The following is a 20,238-nucleotide window of genomic DNA, read 5'->3' on the forward strand; positions in this document are numbered from 1 at the left end:
GCAATTAGCCGTGCAATGCGCGCTTGTCGGCAGCCAGTGCGGCTTCGTGCACCACTTCCGACAGACTCGGATGGGCGTGCACGATGCGCGCCAGATCTTCACTGGCGGCCTTGAACTCCATCGACACCACGCCTTCGGTTACCAGCTCGGACACCATCGGGCCGATCATGTGCAGGCCGAGGATGCGGTCGGTCTTGGCGTCGGCCAGGATCTTCACCGTGCCCTGCGCCTGACCCAGGCCCAGCGCGCGACCGTTGGCAGCGAAACCGGAAGTGCCCTTCTTGTATTCGATGCCTTCAGCCTTGAGCTGTTCTTCGGTCTTGCCCACCCAGGCGATTTCCGGCGAGGTGTAGATCACCCACGGAATCACGCCGAAATCGACGTGCGGCTTCTGGCCGGCGATACGTTCTGCCACCGCAACGCCTTCTTCGGAAGCCTTGTGTGCCAGCATCGGGCCACGTACCACGTCGCCAATCGCCCAGATGCCCGGCAGATTGGTGTGGCAGTGGTCGTCCACGGCAACAAAACCACGCTCGTCCAGTTGCAGGCCAACGGCTTCAGCACCCAGACCAGCGGTGTTCGGTACGCGACCGATGGAGACGATCAGCTTGTCGAATTCAGCAGCCACGGCTTCGCCGTTCAGCTCGTAGTGAACGGTAACGTGCTTCTTGGTAGCCTTGATTTCACCAATCTTCACGCCCAGCTTGATATCCAGACCGGTGTCCTTGGTCAGGGTCTTGAAGGCTTCCTTGGCGATCTGCTGGTCAGCAGCAGCCAGGAAGGTCGGTGCGGCTTCCAGGATGGTGACTTCTGCACCCAGACGCTTCCACACGCTACCCATTTCCAGGCCGATCACACCGGCACCGATCACGCCCAGACGCTTCGGTACGGCGGTGAGTGCCAACGCGCCTTCGTTGTCCAGCACCATGTGGTTGTCGGTGGCCAGGCCCGGCAACTGACGCGGGCTGGAACCGGTGGCGATAATGACGTTGCTGGCTTCCAGTGTGTCAACCACGGCACCGTTGTCGGTAACTTCGATCAGCCACTTGTCGCCCTGACGGCCCTTGAGTGCGGCCAGACCATGGATGTTGGCAACCTTGTTCTTCTTGAACAGGAAGCTGATGCCAGCGGCGTTCTTGGTGATGATGCCGGTCTTGCGTTCCAGCATGGCGGCCACGTCCATCTTGGCACCGGACACTGTGATGCCGTGCTTGGCAAAGTCGTGTTGTACCGCGTGGAAGTTTTCCGAGGACTGCAGCAGTGCCTTGGAGGGGATGCAACCCACGTTCAGGCAGGTGCCACCCAGCGAAGGCTTGCCTTCCGGGTTTTTGAAGGCATCCACGCAAGCGGTGTTGAAACCCAGCTGGGCTGCACGAATGGCAGCCACATAACCGCCGGGGCCGCCGCCGATAACGACGACATCAAACTGTTGGCTCATTGATTTTCCTTGATCAGAACTTGCCGACCTTGAACAGCAAGATCCCGAAAGCAATCATGAACACGGCGATGATGAGCTTGCCCACCAGGCTGTAGCGGTCTTCGCGAATGCCGCGCTGATGCTTCTTCCAGGTCAGTACCGCGATGGCCACACCGGCCAGGATGGAAGCTACCGCATAAAGCCAGTCAGGCAAAATCATCATTTCTCCGTTCACATTATTCAAAGTGGCCGCAAGCAGGCTTGCGGCCAGCAGGTATTACAGGTCGAGGATCAGGCGGGCCGGATCTTCGATGGCGTCCTTGATGGCCACCAGGCTCAGTACCGCTTCGCGACCATCGATGATGCGGTGGTCGTACGACTGGGCAAGGTACATCATCGGGCGCACGACAACTTGACCATTCTCAACCACGGCGCGCTCCTTGGTGGCGTGCATGCCCAGAATGGCGGATTGCGGCGGATTGATGATGGGGGTGGACATCATGGAACCGAAAGTACCACCGTTGGAGATGGTGTAGGTGCCACCGGTCAGTTCTTCCACGGTCAGCTTGCCTTCCTGGGCGCGCTTGCCGAAGTCGGCGATCTGCTTTTCGATCTCGGCCAGGCTCAGCTGGTCGGCATTGCGGATGACCGGAACCACCAGGCCACGCGGGCTGCCTACGGCCACGCCGATGTCGAAGTAACCGTGGTAGATGATGTTGTTGCCATCAACGGAGGCATTGACGATGGGGTATTTCTTCAGCGCGGCAACCACGGCCTTGACGAAGAAACCCATGAAGCCCAGCTTCACGCCGTGTTCCTTCTCGAAACGGTCCTTGTAGCGCGCGCGCAGGTCCATCAGCGGCTTCATGTTGATTTCGTTGAAGGTGGTAAGGATGGCGTTGGTCTGCTGGCTCATCACCAGGCGCTCGGCCACGCGCTGACGCAGGCGGGACATCGGTACGCTCTGTTCCGGACGGTCGCCCAGCACGGCAGCCACGTTAACCGCAGCCGGGGTGGCAGCCAGGGCCACGCCGGCATTGCCGGCATGAGCCAGTACCGGGCCGGCTTGCGACGGAGCAGCGGCAGCAGCCTGTACGTCTTCTTTCAGGACACGGCCGTCACGGCCGGAACCAGCAACATTGGCCAGGTTCACGCCGGTTTCGGCAGCCAGCTTGGCAGCGGACGGCATGGCAGCGCCACCCGGTGCAGCAGCCGGAGCAGCCTGTACCGGAGCCGGAGCGGCAGCAGCCGGGGCAGCAGCTACGGCAGCCGGGGCATCGCCAGCCTTGGCGGCGGTGTCGATACGGGCGATCAGCTGACCGGAAACTACGGTAGCGCCGTCTTGTTCGATGATTTCAACAATCACGCCAGCCTGCGGTGCCGGCAGTTCCAGCACAACCTTGTCGGTTTCCAGGTCGATGACGTTTTCGTCACGATTGACGAAATCGCCAGCTTTCTTGTGCCAGGTCATCAGCGTGGCTTCGGAAACGGACTCGGGCAGTTGGGGGACTTTGACTTCAATAATCATGTTCTTCTCCAGAGCGGGGCGGTCATCCTGCCGCCCCCGTCAGTGTAATCGTTGTGATGGCGTGTATTTACTTGGCAATCGTCATGGCTTCTTCGACGAAGGACTTGAGCTGGGCAACGTGCTTGCTCATGTAGCCTACGGCCGGGGAAGCGGAGGACGGACGACCAGCGAACGACAAGAACTGCTTGCCGATCAACAGACCTTCCAGGCGATGGCGGATCTGGTACCAGGCACCCTGGTTACGCGGCTCTTCCTGCACCCACATCACTTCCTTGGCTTGCGGGAAGCGTGCCAGCTCGGCGGCTACCTGCTCGGTCGGGAAGGGATACAACTGCTCGATACGCACGATGGCAACGTCGTCTTCCACGCCCTTTTCCTTGCGACCGGCGGCCAGGTCGTAATACACCTGACCGGCACACAGCACCACGCGCTTCACTTTCTTCGGATCCTGCACCACGGCATCGCCGATCACCGGGCGGAAGCTGCCGTTGGTGAAGTCTTCGATCGGGCTCATGGAGTCCTTGAAACGCAGCAGGCGCTTGGACAGGAAGATCACCAGCGGCTTGCGGTACGGACGCAGCACCTGACGGCGCAGCATGTGGAACATCTGGCTGGCCTCGGACGGCATCACGATCTGCATATTGTGCTCGGCGCACAGTTGCAGCCAGCGTTCCAGACGGGCGGAGGAGTGCTCCGGACCCTGACCATCGTAGCCGTGCGGCAGGATGGTGGTCAGGCCGCACAGACGGCCCCACTTGGTTTCGCCGGAGGAAATGAACTGGTCAATCGCCACTTGGGCGCCGTTGGCGAAGTCGCCGAACTGGGCTTCCCAGATCACCAGCTGGTCCGGAGCGGAACAGGCGTAGCCGTATTCATAGGCCAGCACTGCTTCTTCGTTCAGGATGGAGTCGATCACCAGGAATTCGGCCTGGTTGTCCGACATATTACGCAGCGGCACGTAGGAGCCTTGGTCCCAGCGTTCGCGGTTCTGGTCGTGCAGTACGGCGTGACGGTGGGAGAAGGTGCCACGGCCGGAGTCTTCGCCGGACAGGCGGACACCGAAACCATTGGTCACCAACGAAGCGTAGGCCAGGGTCTCGGCCATGCCCCAGTCGGCATTCTGTTCACCGGCAGCCATGGCCTTGCGTGCAGCCAGCACCTTTTGTACGGTGGGGTGCAGCTTGAAGCCTTCGGGCAGGGTGGTGAACTTCTCGGTCAGGCGCTGGATGTCGGCACGCGGCAGCGAGGTGTCGGTGGGGTGTGCCCAGTGGGTGCCCATATACTGGCTCCAGTCCAGGGCATGTTCGCGCTTGTAGTTGGTGAGCGCGGTCTGTTCCACGTGCTCGCCCTTGTCCAGCGCGTCGCGGTAGGCCTGGATCATGCCTTCGGCTTCCTCAGCCTTCACCACGCCCTCCTGTACCAGACGCTCGGCATACATGGCGCGCACGCCCTGATGCTTGGCAATCTTCTTGTACATCATCGGCTGGGTCAGGAAAGGATCATCACCTTCGTTGTGGCCCAGTTTGCGGTAGCAGACCAGGTCGATGACCACGTCCTTGTTGAACTGCATGCGGTAGTCCAGCGCAGCCTGCATTACATAGCAGACGGCTTCCGGATCATCTCCGTTCACGTGCAGGATAGGCGCTTCAACCATCTTGGCCACATCGGTACAGTACAGCGTGGAACGCATGTCGCGCGTATCCGAGGTGGTGAAGCCAACCTGGTTGTTAATCACGATGTGGATGGTGCCGCCGGTACCGTAGCCGCGAGTCTGCGACAGGTTGAAAGTACCCTGGTTGACGCCCAGGCCGCCAAAGGCAGAGTCACCATGAATCAGCACCGGCACGGCGCACTTGCGCTCGTTATCCTTGCGACGGTCCTGACGGGCGCGTACCGAACCTTCCACCACCGGGTTGACGATTTCCAGGTGGGACGGGTTGAACGCCAGCGACACATGCATCGGGCCGTTGGCAGTCGGGATGTCGGATGAGAAGCCCATGTGGTACTTCACGTCGCCGGAGGCCATCTGCTGGGCGGCCTTGCCTTCGAATTCGGCAAACAGGTCACGCGGCAGCTTGCCCAGGGTGTTGACCAGCACGTTCAGACGGCCACGGTGGGCCATGCCGATGATCAGTTCCTGCACGCCCACCGAGGTAGCGTTGTGGATCAGGTGATCCAGCGCAGCGATGGTGGATTCGCCACCTTCCAGCGAGAAGCGCTTCTGGCCGACGTATTTGGTATGCAGATAGCGTTCCAGGGTCTCGGCCGCCGTGATCTGCTTGAGGATGCGCATTTTCTTGCCGGCGTCGTAGCGCGGGGTGGACAGATCGCCTTCAAAGCGCTTCTGCACCCAGTGCTTTTCGTCCGACTTGGTGATGTGCATGAACTCCAGGCCGATATTGCCGCAGTAGGTCTGCTTCAGACGCGACAGGATGTCGGACAGCGGCAGCTTTTGCGGGGCCACCAGCGAGCCCACATTGAACTGCACCGCCATGTCGGCATCGGTCAGACCGTGCTTGTGCGGGTCCAGCTCTTGCAGGGTTTCCTGATCCATGCGCTTGAGCGGGTCGAGGTTGGCCTGACGGGAACCCAGTACGCGATAGGCCGAAATCAGCTTCAGCACACCCACCTGCTTCTGCATGGTTTCCCATTCGCCGCCGCTGCTGTTGCGTGGGCCGCTGGCCGGTTTCTTGGCCAGTTGAATGAAGGATTCCTGGATGGGCATGTGTGGTACATCGCGCTCGGCTGCGCCCGGTGCCTGGGCCAGCTTGTCGAAGTATTCACGCCATTCGGCCGGAACCGAATTCGCATCAGCGAGGTACTGTTCGTACAGTTCCTCGATGAACGGTGCATTCCCACCGAACAGGTAGGAATGACTGTACATGGATTGCATCATTATTCGACCCTTTGTTATCTACGTACGTGTCTACGTTTGGCTACATTGCTGCGTGGAGAAAGCGTTGTGGAAAAGACGCAAGAAGGGCTTGTGGGGCAAATCCGTCTCCGTTTTTTCCGCAGCGCTCTATCGGCGTCTGTCGTGAAACTGCTGACTGTATTCTGTAAGACAAAGCAAAAAGTTGGCCGAAACGTGTCCGGCCAACCTGTCACTGCTGATTAGCGCTTGTCGATATCCACGATGTCACGGCGCGGAGCACCAGTGTACAGCTGACGCGGACGGCCGATCTTCATCGCCGGATCAGAGATCATCTCGCTCCAGTGCGCGATCCAGCCCACGGTACGTGCCAGGGCGAAGATCGGGGTGAACATCGATACCGGGATGCCGATGGCGGACAGTACGATGCCGGAGTAGAAGTCTACGTTCGGATACAGCTTGCGCTCGATGAAGTACGGGTCTTCCAGGGCGATCTTTTCCAGCGCCATGGCCAACTTGAACTTAGGATCGTTGTGCAGGCCCAGTTCGTTCAGCACTTCGTCGCAGGTCTTCTTCATGATGGCGGCGCGCGGGTCCATGTTCTTGTACACGCGGTGGCCAAAGCCCATCAGCTTGTAACGCTTGTCCTTCACGCCTTGCATGAAGTCGGCCACATTGTCCACGCTGCCGATTTCGTCCAGCATTTTCAGCACGGCCTCGTTGGCGCCACCGTGGGACGGACCCCACAGGCAGGCGATACCGGCGGCGATACATGCAAACGGGTTGGCACCGGAGGAGCCAGCCAGACGCACGGTGGAGGTGGAAGCGTTCTGCTCGTGGTCGGCATGCAGGGTGAAGATGCGGTCCAGCGCGCGCGCCAGTACCGGGTTCACCTTGTATTCTTCACACGGGGTGGAGAACATCATGTGCAGGAAGTTTTCCGCATAGGTCAGGCCGTTTTTCGGGTAGGAGAACGGCAGGCCCTTGTTGTAGCGGTAGGCTTGTGCGGCAATGGTCGGCAGCTTGGCCACCAGACGGTGGGCAGAGATGCGACGGTGTTCCGGATTGGTGATGTCCAGCGAATCATGGTAGAAGGCGGACAGCGCGCCAACCACACCCACCATCACGGCCATCGGGTGTGCGTCACGACGGAAGCCCTTGAACAGGCTCATCAGCTGGTCGTGCAGCATGTTGTGGCGCATCACGCCACGTTCGAATTCCTTGCGCTGGGCTGCGGTCGGCATTTCGCCGTTCAGCAGCAGGTAGCACACTTCCAGATAATCGCTCTTCTCTGCCAGCTGTTCGATCGGATAGCCGCGGTAGTAGAGCTGACCCAGATCACCGTCGATGAAGGTGATGGCGGACTCGCAGCTGGCGGTAGCCAGGAAGCCCGGGTCAAAGGTGAACATGCCGGTCTTGGAGAAGGCACGGATATCGACGACATCCGGACCCAGGGTGCCGGACAGTACCGGCATCTCCAGCGTGTCCTTGCCCTCGTTGTAAGCGAGCGTCACTTTGCGGTTAGTTTCCACAGCAATACTCCCAGTCAGTTTTGTGGTGTTGTAATCGTTTTTGGCCCTGCAACCTGCAACTCAAACCGAGCGCAGGATCTCGATGATGGCGGCTTCTTCCGGATCGTCCAGATCAGCCTTGCCGTTCACCACATCCAGGAAGTCGGTGTCGGGCAAATCGAGAATACGCTTGTAGGCGTCGATCTCCGCCGGGGAGAGTGAATCGAAGCGCTGGGCAAAAAACCGCTCCAGCACCAGATCCAGCTCCAGCAAGCCCCGGCGGGACCGCCAACGGATCCGCTTGAGTTCAATCGGATCGTAGGCGGTCATACTGCACGCTTGACCATCAGGTCTTTGATCTTGCCGATTGCCTTGGTGGGGTTCAGGCCCTTGGGGCAAACATCGACACAGTTCATGATGGTGTGGCAACGGAACAGACGGTACGGATCTTCCAGATTGTCCAGACGCTCGTTGATAGCGGTGTCACGCGTGTCCGCGATGAAGCGGTAGGCTGCAAGCAGACCGGCCGGACCAACGAACTTGTCCGGGTTCCACCAGAACGACGGGCAGCTGGTAGAACAGCAGGCGCACAGAATGCACTCGTACAGGCCGTTGAGTTCTTCACGGTCTTCCGGGCTTTGCAGGCGCTCGCGTTCCGGCGGCGGCGTGTCGTTGATCACGTACGGCTTGATCGAGTGGTATTGCTTGAAGAACTGGGTCATGTCGACGATCAGGTCACGCACCACCGGCAAACCCGGCAGCGGACGCAGCTCGATCGGCTGTTTCAGATCGCGGAAATCGGTCAGACAGGCCAGGCCGTTCTTGCCGTTGATGTTCATGGCGTCAGAGCCACATACACCCTCACGGCAGGAGCGACGGAAGGTGATGGTGTCATCCTTCACCTTCAGCTTGGTCAGCGCATCCAGCAACTTGCGGTCGGTGGAGTCCAGATCGACGCTGATGTCCTGCATGTAGGGCTTGGCATCCTTGTCCGGATCGTAACGGTAGATGCGGAATTTGACGGTTTCAGTAGTCATCTTGTTCAAGCCCTTAGTAGGAACGTGTCTTCAGCGCGATGGTGTCGACAGTCAGCGGTTGCAGGTTAACCGGCTTGTATTTCAGCTGGTTGCCTTCACGGCTCCACAGGGTGTGTTTCAGCCAGTTGGCATCGTCACGACCATTCGGGGTTTCCGCGGTATCCGGTGCATCGTCACGCACGTGAGCGCCACGCGATTCGGTACGGGCATTGGCCGAGATCATGGTGGCCTTGGCCACTTCGATCAGGTTTTCCAGTTCCAGAGCTTCGATGCGAGCCATGTTGAACACACTGGACTTGTCGGAAATTTCGGTCTTTTGAACCATCTTTTCCACTTCCAGAATCTTCTCAACACCCTCAGCCAGCATGTCCTTGAAGCGGAACACGCCGCAGTGAGCCTGCATGGTGCGCTGCATTGCGGAACGGGCATCGTTCACGGCCACGCCATTGGTCTGCTTGTTCAGACGTTCCACGCGCGCTACCGAACGCTCTACGTCGGCAGTCGACAGTTCCGGCAGTTCCAGCGGCTGGGTCTTGATGAAGTCGATCATCGAGTTGGCCGAGCTCTTGCCGAATACCAGCAGGTCGAGCAGGGAGTTGGTACCCAGGCGGTTGGCACCGTGCACCGAGGCGCAAGCGCATTCGCCAGCGGCGTAGAAGCCATGTACCGGCTTGCCTTCTACCACGACTTCGCCGTGGTAGTTGGTGGGAATGCCACCCATCTGGTAGTGACAGGTCGGCACCACCGGGATCGGGGCCTTGATCGGGTCAACACCGGCAAACTTGATGGAGATTTCACGGATGCCCGGCAGCTTGGACATGATCACTTCGGGGTCGAGGTGAGTGATGTCCAGCAGCACGTGATCCTTGTTCGGGCCGCAACCACGACCTTCGTTGATCTCGGTCACCATGGCACGGGATACCACGTCACGCGAAGCCAGATCCTTGGCATTCGGCGCATAGCGTTCCATGAAGCGCTCACCCGCGCTGTTGCGCAGAATGCCGCCTTCGCCACGGACACCTTCGGTAATCAGTACCCCGGCACCGGCTACGCCAGTGGGGTGGAATTGCCAGAATTCCATGTCTTCCAGCGGGATGCCGGCACGTGCGGCCATGCCCAGGCCATCACCGGTGTTAATGAAGGCATTGGTGGAAGAAGCATAGATACGACCGGCGCCACCAGTGGCAAACAGGGTGGCCTTGGCCTGGAATACCACGATTTCCGAGGTTTCCATTTCCATGGCAATCACGCCCTGCACATTGCCGTCGGCATCGCGAATCAGGTCCAGTGCCATCCACTCTACAAAGAAGTGGGTATTGGCGCGGACATTGCGCTGGTACAGCGCGTGCAGCATGGCATGACCGGTACGGTCGGCGGCAGCACAGGCGCGACGCACCGGCTTTTCACCGAAGTTGGACATGTGGCCGCCGAACGGACGCTGGTAGATGGTGCCATCAGCGTTACGGTCGAACGGCATGCCGTAGTGTTCCAGCTCGGTCACCACCTTCGGTGCCTCGCGGCACATGAATTCGATGGCATCCTGGTCGCCCAGCCAGTCCGAACCCTTTACGGTGTCGTACATATGCCAGGTCCAGTGATCTTCCTCGGAGTTACCCAGGGAGGCGGACACACCACCTTGCGCGGCAACAGTGTGCGAGCGGGTGGGGAACACCTTGGACAGGACGGCAGTCTTCAGACCAGCTTCGGACAGTTGCAGGGCGGCACGCATGCCGGCACCACCTGCGCCAACGATTACTGCATCAAAATGACGAACAGGTACGCCCATTACAGCCCCCAGACAACTTTAACGGAATAGATGAAACAGGACACCAGCCACACGATGGTGAAGGAGTGCAGCGCCAGGCGCAGGCCGGTCGGCTTGATGTAGTCCATCCACACATCGCGAATCCCCACCCATACGTGCAGGAATACTGCCAGCAGTGTGGTCTGGGTCAGTACCTGCACCCAGGTTTGTGCGAAGAAGTCTTTCCAGCCTGCATAGCTGGACGGCATGGTCAGCAGGAACAGTGCCAGTGCTACGGTATAGATCACCATGATGGTGGCCGTCACGCGCTGCATGACCCAGTCGCGCAAACCGTAGTGAGCGCCAATGACAGAGCGGTTTACCATAGTGCTACCCCCAGAATCAGCGTCAGAGCCAGGCTCACCACCACCACAGTCTTGGCGGTAGCGCGAGCGGTTTGCAGTTCCAGACCCTTATGGATATCCAGGAACAGGAAACGGATACCGGCACAGAAGTGATGCATGTAGGCCCACAGCAAGCCGATGAGGATGATCTTCATCAGCGGGTGCGCGACTACGGCACGGTAGGTTTCAAAGGACTCTGCTGAACTGAGTGAACCATGTAGGAGGTAGATCAACAGCGGGAGGGAAAAGAAGAGCGCCACACCACTGACCCGGTGCAAGATCGAGACGATGCCCGGGATGGGCAGTCTGATCGTGGCCAGATCCAGGTGCTTCGGTCGTTGCTTCTGCATATGGCTTCCTTGGATGTATTTGAACCAAGTGGTTATCTCCGGGCCCCTGTCTGGAAGCCCGCCTGAAAGGTCCGCCCTTGTAGAAACCGGGTGGTCCCCCTCAATACTTAACATCATGCTGCCCGATGCTGCAGGGCAATATGATCTGGAAATTCTAGCAAAAATCACCCGGCTGCTGCCCGTTTTTTGCCTGACAAGCGACATTTGCATGTCGGCAGGCGACATCAACAGCCCTTTTGCAGCAACGCCAGATCCCGACTCAGGCAATAGCGCTGCCGCCACTCCACCCGCTCGCCAACTGAGGAAACAGACAGGCGAAGCAAGCTCAACACCGGCTCCTCCAGCGCCGCCCCGGACAGGCCAAGCAAGTTGGCGTCCTCACGCGGCAACATCACGGCGCGGTACTGCTCACGACTCTCAACCACCCGCACGCCGAAGCGCTGTTGCAAGGTGGCATACACGCCCATGCCGGAGCGAAACCAGCGTGCCTCCATGCCATCAAAACGCTCGGCAGGCAGATAAGCCTCATCCAGCGCCACCGGCCTGCCCTGCCCGCGCCACAACTGGCGTACCCGGAACATCGGCGCATGCCGGCGCAACTGCAAGGCCACGGCCATGTCGTCACTGGCGTTCATGCGCGAGATGGCCAGAAACTCGCAGCTCAACCTGTCCGGCACCTCGTCAAACACGCCGGGCGACTGCAACAGCGCATTACCCCAATCGCTGAGCACCGGGGCAACAAAAGTACCCTTGCCCTGCTGCCGATACAGCAAACCGTCGGCAACCAGTTCGGTGAGCGCCTTGCGGACTGTTCCCTGGCTGACGGACATCTCATCAGCCAAGTCCCACTCACTGGGCAAGGCATCATGCTCCAACCACTCGCCTTCGGCGATACGGCGCAGTAAAAACTGCTTGATCTGCACATACAGCGGCTGTCGACGTGGGGCATTTGCAATCATGTAGTGGCTTTGTATCATCAAACAAATCAAGCGTAAAGACATGTCTTATATAAGACATAAGAGTAAAGCAAGCATATCAGAATTTCTGATGGGGATTCCAGCCCCACATGGTCTACACTCCGTGATACACTCGCTTCACACTTATAGTGCAGAGCAACATCTGCAATTTGAGACAGTCTCGGATATCTAAAGGAGAGTCCACCGATGAAAGCTCCCGTTCGCGTTGCCGTTACCGGCGCTGCTGGTCAGATTGGCTACAGCCTGCTGTTCCGTATCGCCAGTGGTGAAATGCTGGGCAAAGACCAGCCGGTCATCCTGCAACTGCTCGACCTGCCGCAAGCCCAGACCGCCGTGAAAGGCGTGATGATGGAACTGGAAGACTGTGCCTTCCCGCTGCTGGCCGGCATGGTTGCCACCGACGATCCGAACGTCGCTTTCAAGGACGCTCAAGTAGCCCTGCTGGTGGGTGCACGCCCGCGTAGCAAAGGCATGGAACGCAAGGACCTGCTGGAAGCCAACGGCGCCATCTTCACCGTTCAGGGCAAGGCGCTGAACGACCACGCCGACCGCAATGTACGCGTTCTGGTGGTTGGCAACCCGGCCAACACCAATGCCTGGATCGCCATGAAGAGCGCTCCGGATCTGAACCCGAAAAATTTCACCGCCATGTTGCGTCTGGACCACAACCGCGCCCTGTCGCAAATCGCTGCCAAGACTGGCAAGCCGGTTGCCGACATCAAGGACCTGGCGGTTTGGGGCAACCACTCCCCGACCATGTACGCCGACTACCGCTTCGCCACCATCGATGGCCAATCGGTAAAAGCCATGATCAACGACGAAGCCTGGAACCGTGACGTATTCCTGCCGACCGTTGGCAAGCGCGGTGCCGCCATCATCGAAGCACGTGGCCTGTCCTCTGCCGCTTCCGCTGCCAATGCCGCCATCGACCACATCCACGACTGGGTGCTGGGCAGCAATGGCAAGTGGGTGACCATGGGCATTCCGTCCGACGGTTCCTACGGCATTCCGGAAGGCGTGATGTACGGCTTCCCGGTTGTATGCGAAAATGGCGAATACAAGATCGTCGAAGGCTTGGAAGTGGACGAGTTCAGCCGCGAACGCATGAACTTCACCCTGGCCGAGCTGGAAGAAGAGCGCGCAGCTGTCGCTCACCTGTTTGGCTAAGCACTAGCCAGATCAGCGAAAAGCGCACCAACTGGTGCGCTTTTTGTGTTTGATCAATACTAGCAAGTACATTTGAATTTACTAATACAGACTGCCACTGGAGCAAGAGCATGATTGAAGTCGAAGTCCTGAACCAGATCGCGGCCACGATTGAAAACCTGGCCGAACGCGCCGCCGATATTCGGGGGTATCTTTGACTACGACGGTAAAAAAGACCGTCTGGAAGAAGTAAGCCGCCTCACCGAAGACCCTGATATCTGGAACGACCCCAAGCGCGCCCAGGAACTGGGCCGCGAACGCAAGCAGCTGGAAGACGTGGTACTGGTGCTGGACAGCATCAATGCCAGCATCGCCGACAGCCGTGAGCTGCTGGAAATGGGCAAGAGCGAAGAAGATGATGAAACCATCTTCGCCGTGCAGGCTGATATGGAAGAAGTCGAAGCCAAGGTGGCCAAGATGGAATTCCGCCGCATGTTCCACGACCCGATGGACCCCAACAACTGCTTCCTGGACATCCAGGCTGGTGCCGGTGGCACCGAAGCGCAGGACTGGGCCGGCATGTTGCTGCGCATGTACACCCGCTATGCCGAACGCAAGGGCTTCAAGGTAGACGTGCTGGAAGTATCCGAAGGCGAAGTGGCCGGCATCAGCAGCGCCACGCTGAAGATCGAGGGCGAATACGCCTACGGTCTGCTGCGTACCGAAGTGGGCGTTCACCGCCTGGTGCGCGTGTCGCCGTTTGACTCCAACGCCCGTCGCCACACCTCGTTCTCCTCGGTATTCGTATACCCGGAAGTGGACGACAGCTTCGAGATCGACATCAACCCGGCTGATTTGCGTATCGACACCTACCGCGCCTCCGGTGCCGGTGGTCAGCACATCAACAAGACCGACTCGGCCGTACGTATCACCCACTTGCCCACCAATACCGTGGTGCAGTGCCAGAACGACCGCTCGCAGCACCGCAACCGCGATGAAGCCATGCAGATGCTGCGTGCCAAGCTGTACGAGCTGGAGCTGAAAAAGCGCAATGAAGCCAAGCAAGCGCTGGAAGACACCAAGACCGACGTGGGCTGGGGTCACCAGATCCGCTCTTATGTGTTCGACCAGTCCCGCATCAAGGACCTGCGTACCAGCCATGAAGTGGGCAATATCAAGGGCGTCATGGATGGCGACCTGGACGGCTTTATCGAAGCCAGTCTGAAACAGGGCGTGTAAACGTCCGGGCCGGCAGTCACTGCCGGCCTGCATTACAGCAGCGTAAAACCTTAATTGTTGGCCGATGAGGCCTGGCGGGGGAATGGCCCCCTGCCCTTACCGCAGTAGTCAACGGAGTCATCATGTCTGAACGTGAACAAGCATCATCCCTGAGTCAGGACGAAAACCAGATCATGGCGGAACGCCGCCAGAAGCTGAAGAGCATCCGCGAAAAACGCGTCGCTTTCCCCAACGATTTCAAACGCAGCCACTTTGCCAAGGATCTTCAGGAAAAACACGCGGGTAAAGACAAGGAAGCTCTGGAAGCCGAGAAGATCGAGGTTGCCGTTGCCGGCCGCATGATGCTCAAGCGCGTCATGGGCAAGGCCAGCTTTGCTACCCTGCAGGATGGCAGTGGCCGCATTCAGGCTTACATCGCCAACGACGGTGTTGGTGAAGCTGAACACGCCGAATTCAAGCACTTCGACCTGGGCGACATCATCGCCATCCGCGGTGTGCTGTTCAAGACCAAGACCGGCGAACTGACGGTTCAGGCCAGCGAAGTGCGCCTGCTGTCCAAGAACATCCGTCCGCTGCCGGAAAAATTCCACGGCATGACCGATCAGGAACAAAAGTACCGTCAGCGCTACGCCGACCTGATCATGAGCGAAGAAAGCCGCACCACCTTCATCAAGCGCTCGCAGATCGTGCAGAAGATCCGCGACGTCATGGTAGGTGAAGGCTATCTGGAAGTGGAAACCCCGATGATGCACCCCATCCCGGGCGGCGCCACGGCCAAACCGTTCGTTACTCACCACAACGCGCTGGACATGCCGCTCTACCTGCGCATTGCGCCGGAGCTGTACCTGAAGCGTCTGGTGGTGGGCGGTCTGGAACGTGTATTCGAGATCAACCGCAACTTCCGTAACGAGGGGATGAGCACACGCCACAACCCCGAGTTCACCATGATCGAGTTTTACGAAGCCTACAGCGACTACCAGCGCATGATGGAGATGACCGAAAACATCATCCGTCGCTGTGCCGAAACCGTCTGTGGCAGCACCACCATCAGCTACAACGGCAAGGAAGTGGAACTGGGTAAACCGTTCGACCGCTTTACCATTGTTGGAGCCATCAAGCACTACAACCCGCAGTACACCGACGAACAACTGGCTGACGCAGCCTGGGTGGCCAGCGAAATCAAGCGTCTGGGTGGCAAACTGCCGCCGGCGCCGGGCCTGGGCAGTCTGCAACTGGCGCTGTTTGAAGAATGTGCCGAAGGCCTGCTGTGGAACCCGACCTTCATCATCGACTACCCGGTGGAAGTCTCCCCGCTGGCCCGTGGTTCGGATGCCGATGCGTCGATTACCGAACGCTTCGAGTTGTTCATCGTCGGCCGCGAGCACGCCAACGGTTACTCCGAGTTGAATGACCCGGAAGACCAGGCCGCGCGCTTCATGTCCCAGGTGGCCCAGAAGGACGCCGGTGACGACGAAGCCATGCACTATGACGCCGACTATATCCGCGCCATGGAATACGGCCTGCCGCCGACCGGTGGTTGCGGTATCGGCATCGACCGTCTGGTAATGCTGCTGACCGATGCCCCGTCCATCCGCGACGTCATCCTGTTCCCGCAGATGCGTCCAGAATAAGCCTGTCTATAAACTTGCCTTATCAATTGTAGGTTTGCAGAGATCGATAAGAATTTGATCGCCTAACCTGTAATTCAAACGGTCGTACAAACAGCCCAGCCCTAACAATGCTGGGCTGTTTTGTTTTCTACCATTTTTTATAATCGTGGGCCATCCTAAAAATAATAACAAATAATACGTTTTTTAAAACAAACCACCATCAAAAGTCATCCAATTTACCGGGTATCACGTCAGTTAATTAATGGGATAGTTGTTGCAGTACCGCTACACAAACCATCCAACTAACCCTGTAAAATAAAAGAATTTTTAGAAAATAGATGTCGGCATATAAGGCCGATCCACATAAAAACTCCAAATTTCCTTGGAAGCCGTATTGATTTATGAAAGACTAGCTTTCTAAGGAAAATTTCCTAAACTGAAAGGTGGCCCGGCAGATGCTCGGCCGCATAGTGTCGACGTGCGTGGACCGCACAGTGAAGAGGAGGATAGTTATCGAGACGGAAGAGACAACGCAGGATTTAGCAACACGACAAACAAGAAAGGGCGAGCGCTTACGCACTCGCCCCACTTGACTGCAGGACACCGAGAGGCTCTCGATACTCCACAGGAGTTAGCACCCTGAGTATCGTACCTCTCCCTTCCTAAGGTCAAGCCCCCGTTTGTCATTTTTTAGCCAACTCGTTGTGCCGAGAGGCTTCCTTACGGCCTCTCGCCAACGAAACGGGGAATATCATGACCCAACTTATCTATGCCACTGGCCCATGGTCAGGACGGCAGGTGAAGACGCACGTTCCTGTCCGTCAAGTTGTCGAACCCACCGGTACCTTCGTCCGGGGCGACTTCCCATCAGTCAAAGCGCGGCGGATGGTCTTGTATGAGGAATTGCTCGAACGGGACTTTCTACACCTGTGTGACTTTGCACCACAGGTCGTAAACATTCAGGAGCAGCCGTTTAAGTTTCAGTATGCCATGGACAACAAGCTTCGGCGCTATACCCCTGACTTTGCCCTCACCATGGCAGATGGCTCTATTTTGGTCGTCGAAGTGAAGCCCGCCGATACCCTTGCCAAGCCGGCCGTTCGAGAAAAATTTCTGTATATCAAGGAGGCGATGCACCGGCAGGGGCACCAATTCATCGTGGTCACGAGCAAGACCATTCGTGCCCCGCATCGGCTGGATAACCTTAAGCAGCTGTATCGCCCTCAACACGAGCGATTATCCATGGAGCTTCTGCAGTTGCTACGACAGCTGAATGCTCTGTTTGGCTGCCAGCCAATTTCCTTGAGTCGGCTAACGGCAACCGTCGGGTCCTCGGAGCCCATTTTCCGGCTTCTTGCGCATGGGCTCGTGAGCTGTGACCTCGACCAGCTCATCTCTCCGGACACGTTGATCACTCTGACAGCACAGGAGGCCGACTATGTCTTCGTCAATTCGCTTTAACAAAGGCAGCATCTTTCTCCTGGATGGGCGCGAAGTCAGCGTTACCCTAGTGGTCAACGGCTCACTCGTCAGACTGGAAGATGTCGTTTCCCTTGAGGTCTATCAGTATACAAAAGAGCAGTTACTTGAACTTTGGGTAGTCGGACGTATTGCTCCCAAACCAAGCTTGGACCTTCCGAACGAGACTCATCACTCGACGCTATCCACGTTAAACAGTTTTCCCAAGAAACTGATTGATGCAGCCATGCGCCGCCAGGCGTATGTGAACCATCTCTTGGCATCAGGAGACAAAATTGTCTCAAGCCCGGCAAAGCTGAGGCCACTCCTCGTGGACATTGCCCAAAAACTCGGTGATGCCAAAGCCCCAGGAGTTTCAACAGTCTCCTCCTGGTTGCAGAAAATCAAGCAACACAGCAATCATCCCCTTGCCTTACTGGAAAAGGCACATGCTCGAGGATGGTTCGGCTGCCGCTTTCCGGCCGAAGTCCAGGATGCTCTTATCGAGCTGATCGAGGAGCGCTACTTGGAGCCTCCAGGATGCAGCATCGCTGACATTCATGATGCCTTACAGGCCAAGCTTCACGCGCTAAATCTGCCCCGTGCTACCGATAAGGCTTTGCAGCTGCCGAGCTACGCTACCGTGCGCCGCGCGGTTCAAGCTTACCCAGCCTACGAACGAGCAGTCGCTAGATTTGGTAAGCGTGAAGCTTCTATCCGCTTCCGCACCAGCAAGGCGACTCCCAAAGCCAAGTTCATCCTGGAGGCGGCTGAGATCGACCACACCCCGGTGGATCTTTTTGTTGTCGACGGGCGCACCTGGATGCCACTTGGTCGTCCTTGGCTCACAGTGATCATCGATCGAAAGAGCCGCATGATCTTGGGTATCTACGTGTCCTTTGGTGGGCCAAGCACCGAAGCAGTGTTTGGTTGCCTGCGGAACACAATCCTACCCAAAACCTACATCCGTGAGCGCTATCCACGCGTTGAAGGCGAGTGGCCATGCTATGGGCTCATGCAAACACTGGTCTGCGACAATGGCCTGGAATTCCACAGCCGTGCACTGGAGCAAGCCTGCTTCGATCTGGGCATCATCCTGCAGTTCTGCCCGACCAGGAAACCCTACTTCAAAGGCATGGTGGAACGAGCCTTCGGCTCGATCTCCCGCAACTTCCTACACGCCCAGAAGGGAACTAGCCTAGCGAACTGGATGGATCGGCATGGCTACGACCCACTGAAAACCGCTGTAGCGACCTTCGACGAATTGATGCACGCACTGCACATCTGGATTGTCGATGTGTATTCAGTCCACTACCACCGTACCCTTAAGCGGCCACCCTTGGCCGTTTGGAAGGAAGGTCTCCACGACAATCCGCCGTCTCTACCAGACCTGCCGGTGTTGGATGTTGCCCTCACCGAGGACGAAGACCGAGTGCTTTGGCACTATGGTATCGAACTGTTTAACCTCCGCTACAACAGCCGAGACGTTTACCCGATCCGCTACCAGTACGGGGAAAAGGTAACCGTACGGGTCCGCTACAACCGAGCTGACCTTGGTCACATTTACGTCGTCCATCCTGGCACCGGGGAGGCCATCAAAGTACCGGCGGTCGAACTCGACTATGCCTCGGGCCTTCGCCTAGAAGTCCATCAGCTCATTTGTCAGGAGTTGCGTGAAGCTGGCCTATCCGAAACCGATCCACTGAAACGCGTCCAAGCCAAAGAACGGATTCGTCAGGTAATCGGCGAGCAGCTTGCCAGCAAGAAGCTCAAAAAACGAAAACAGTCGGCTAGGTTATCAGGCATTAACTCTCTGCTGGCATCTACAGCAAATCAAGATGCAGAGACAGCATCTCCAAAAGCCCTTCAGCAGGCCCTGTCACCCGTGGTCCCACGGCAATTCAAGACGAGCACTCATCCGCTTGGAAAAGGAGGCCAGTAATGACCACCCTTGCAGCAGACATGACCGCTGGCACTTCCGATGTATATGACGCGATCAAAGCCATCGAAAAGCAGCGCCTGCTCTTTCCTGCTTTTGATGAAGCGTATCGTCGAATCATCAGGACTCACAAAATGGCACTAGCCGGCAATCGTCCTCGCCATCTGATGATCCTTGGTCCCTCCGGGGCCGGTAAAAGCTCGGTGCTGGAAGAGTACGTCCGCTACTTCCCAGTGATTGAGGAGACTGAGTTCCGGCGAATTCCTGTACTACGTGTCGAGATCAAATCCTCACCCACCGTGCGTAGCGTGGCCGAGGACATCCTAAAAACCATGGGCATCCCGATGGCCTACCGCGGCACCGTCAACGAAAAGACGGATCGGGTAATTTCTTCGCTGCAGAAGCTCAAGGTCGAACTACTAATGCTAGATGAGGTGCAGCACTTACTCGGTTCTTCTAAACGCAGTTTCGGTTCGAATAACGAGACCGAATGGCTCAAGACGCTGCTCAACCAGATCGAGATTCCAGTCGTACTCGCTGGGCTACCGTACGCGCAGGCGTTGTTGAGCACGAACGAGCAGTTGCGAAGGCGATTGGATGGGGTATGCAATCTCACGCCGTTCTCTGTTGAGGATGAAGACACCGCCGCTGATTTTGCCGGGGTCATCAGTTGGTTCGATAGTGAGGTCCATGATGGACAACCTATCGGCCTACACGAGGGCGACATGCTGTACCGGTTGTTCTACGCCACCAACGGTCTGATCGGCTACCTCAGCAAGCTGCTGATCGGTGCGATGGAGATCCGGCTGGAGCATGGACAAAGAAGGATTGAACCCTGGATGCTCGAGCAGTCGTTTAGCCAGAACCTGTGGGCCGAGGGTGTGGGTGCATTAAACCCGTTCCATAAGAAATTTGTTCGACGCCAGTTGAACAAGACGAACGAGCTCTTTGCCCCGACAGCCTTCTCTGCCATGGCCGCCTCCTCAACTTAACTACTAGAGCCCCC

General features: G+C 57.8%; 17 protein-coding genes. 6 read left to right on the top strand and 11 right to left on the bottom strand.

Annotated features, from left to right (window positions below; all coding sequences use genetic code 11):
* Nucleotides 1-4 precede the first annotated feature (4 nt).
* From lpdA to GSR16_RS15825, 11 genes are all read right to left on the bottom strand, one after another.
* On the bottom strand, nucleotides 5-1,438 hold the full coding sequence (lpdA, locus tag GSR16_RS15775) for a dihydrolipoyl dehydrogenase (RefSeq protein ID WP_159879046.1): 1,434 nt from the start codon (nucleotides 1,436-1,438) through the stop codon (nucleotides 5-7).
* A gap of 13 nt (nucleotides 1,439-1,451) precedes the next feature.
* Entirely contained in the window at nucleotides 1,452-1,640 is a 189-nt protein-coding gene (locus GSR16_RS15780) for a hypothetical protein (RefSeq protein ID WP_124642926.1), read from the bottom strand.
* A gap of 54 nt (nucleotides 1,641-1,694) precedes the next feature.
* On the bottom strand, nucleotides 1,695-2,945 hold the full coding sequence (gene odhB / locus GSR16_RS15785; RefSeq protein ID WP_159879048.1) for a 2-oxoglutarate dehydrogenase complex dihydrolipoyllysine-residue succinyltransferase: 1,251 nt from the start codon (nucleotides 2,943-2,945) through the stop codon (nucleotides 1,695-1,697).
* A 67-nt stretch (nucleotides 2,946-3,012) separates the two neighbouring features.
* Nucleotides 3,013-5,841, bottom strand: coding sequence for a 2-oxoglutarate dehydrogenase E1 component (locus GSR16_RS15790; protein WP_159879050.1), 2,829 nt, complete (start codon nucleotides 5,839-5,841; stop codon nucleotides 3,013-3,015).
* Between the two features lie 218 nt (nucleotides 5,842-6,059).
* Complete coding sequence (gene gltA, locus GSR16_RS15795; RefSeq protein WP_159879052.1) at nucleotides 6,060-7,349, bottom strand: citrate synthase; 1,290 nt, start codon at nucleotides 7,347-7,349, stop codon at nucleotides 6,060-6,062.
* A gap of 60 nt (nucleotides 7,350-7,409) precedes the next feature.
* The gene (locus tag GSR16_RS15800; protein ID WP_045845611.1) at nucleotides 7,410-7,658 is read right to left on the bottom strand and encodes an FAD assembly factor SdhE; all 249 of its coding nucleotides are present in this window, start codon (nucleotides 7,656-7,658) and stop codon (nucleotides 7,410-7,412) included.
* Nucleotides 7,655-8,365 (bottom strand): succinate dehydrogenase iron-sulfur subunit, encoded by a 711-nt coding sequence (locus GSR16_RS15805; RefSeq protein WP_159879054.1) that lies wholly within the window; start codon nucleotides 8,363-8,365, stop codon nucleotides 7,655-7,657. Before GSR16_RS15805 ends, GSR16_RS15800 begins: the two co-directional genes overlap by 4 nt.
* A 13-nt stretch (nucleotides 8,366-8,378) precedes the next feature.
* Nucleotides 8,379-10,151: a succinate dehydrogenase flavoprotein subunit gene (gene sdhA, locus GSR16_RS15810; protein ID WP_159879056.1), complete on the bottom strand. Its 1,773-nt coding sequence runs from the start codon at nucleotides 10,149-10,151 to the stop codon at nucleotides 8,379-8,381.
* Nucleotides 10,151-10,495: a succinate dehydrogenase, hydrophobic membrane anchor protein gene (gene sdhD / locus GSR16_RS15815; protein ID WP_089085070.1), complete on the bottom strand. Its 345-nt coding sequence runs from the start codon at nucleotides 10,493-10,495 to the stop codon at nucleotides 10,151-10,153. Before sdhD ends, sdhA begins: the two co-directional genes overlap by 1 nt.
* Nucleotides 10,489-10,863 carry a succinate dehydrogenase, cytochrome b556 subunit gene (gene sdhC / locus GSR16_RS15820; protein ID WP_045845607.1) on the bottom strand — a complete coding sequence of 125 codons (375 nt, stop codon included), beginning with the start codon at nucleotides 10,861-10,863 and terminating at the stop codon, nucleotides 10,489-10,491. The genes sdhD and sdhC overlap by 7 nt, the downstream gene beginning before the upstream one ends.
* Before the next feature lie 224 nt (nucleotides 10,864-11,087).
* Nucleotides 11,088-11,822 carry a GntR family transcriptional regulator gene (locus GSR16_RS15825; RefSeq protein ID WP_159879058.1) on the bottom strand — a complete coding sequence of 245 codons (735 nt, stop codon included), beginning with the start codon at nucleotides 11,820-11,822 and terminating at the stop codon, nucleotides 11,088-11,090.
* Nucleotides 11,823-12,026: 204 nt separating this feature from the next.
* Between GSR16_RS15825 and GSR16_RS15830 the strand changes: the two genes are divergently transcribed.
* The 6 genes from GSR16_RS15830 to GSR16_RS15855 all read left to right on the top strand — a co-directional run bounded on the left by GSR16_RS15830 (nucleotide 12,027) and on the right by GSR16_RS15855 (nucleotide 20,224).
* Entirely contained in the window at nucleotides 12,027-13,007 is a 981-nt protein-coding gene (locus GSR16_RS15830; protein ID WP_159879060.1) for a malate dehydrogenase, read from the top strand.
* Nucleotides 13,008-13,117: 110 nt separating this feature from the next.
* Nucleotides 13,118-14,225 (top strand): peptide chain release factor 2 gene (gene prfB / locus GSR16_RS15835; protein WP_159879062.1). Its coding sequence is split into 2 segments (ribosomal slippage): nucleotides 13,118-13,201 and nucleotides 13,203-14,225, totalling 1,107 coding nucleotides; the frame shifts between segments, so codons are not numbered across the junction.
* 122 nt (nucleotides 14,226-14,347) lie between these two features.
* Complete coding sequence (gene lysS, locus GSR16_RS15840; RefSeq protein ID WP_159879064.1) at nucleotides 14,348-15,856, top strand: lysine--tRNA ligase; 1,509 nt, start codon at nucleotides 14,348-14,350, stop codon at nucleotides 15,854-15,856.
* 732 nt (nucleotides 15,857-16,588) lie between these two features.
* The gene (locus tag GSR16_RS15845) at nucleotides 16,589-17,296 is read left to right on the top strand and encodes a TnsA endonuclease N-terminal domain-containing protein (protein WP_159879066.1); all 708 of its coding nucleotides are present in this window, start codon (nucleotides 16,589-16,591) and stop codon (nucleotides 17,294-17,296) included.
* Nucleotides 17,274-19,235 carry a Mu transposase C-terminal domain-containing protein gene (locus GSR16_RS15850; RefSeq protein WP_159879068.1) on the top strand — a complete coding sequence of 654 codons (1,962 nt, stop codon included), beginning with the start codon at nucleotides 17,274-17,276 and terminating at the stop codon, nucleotides 19,233-19,235. Before GSR16_RS15845 ends, GSR16_RS15850 begins: the two co-directional genes overlap by 23 nt.
* Nucleotides 19,235-20,224 carry a TniB family NTP-binding protein gene (locus GSR16_RS15855; RefSeq protein WP_159879070.1) on the top strand — a complete coding sequence of 330 codons (990 nt, stop codon included), beginning with the start codon at nucleotides 19,235-19,237 and terminating at the stop codon, nucleotides 20,222-20,224. Before GSR16_RS15850 ends, GSR16_RS15855 begins: the two co-directional genes overlap by 1 nt.
* The last annotated feature ends 14 nt before the right edge of the window (nucleotides 20,225-20,238 follow it).

This window comes from Aquitalea denitrificans (assembly GCF_009856625.1).
GTDB classification, from domain to species: Bacteria; Pseudomonadota; Gammaproteobacteria; order Burkholderiales; family Chromobacteriaceae; genus Aquitalea; species Aquitalea denitrificans.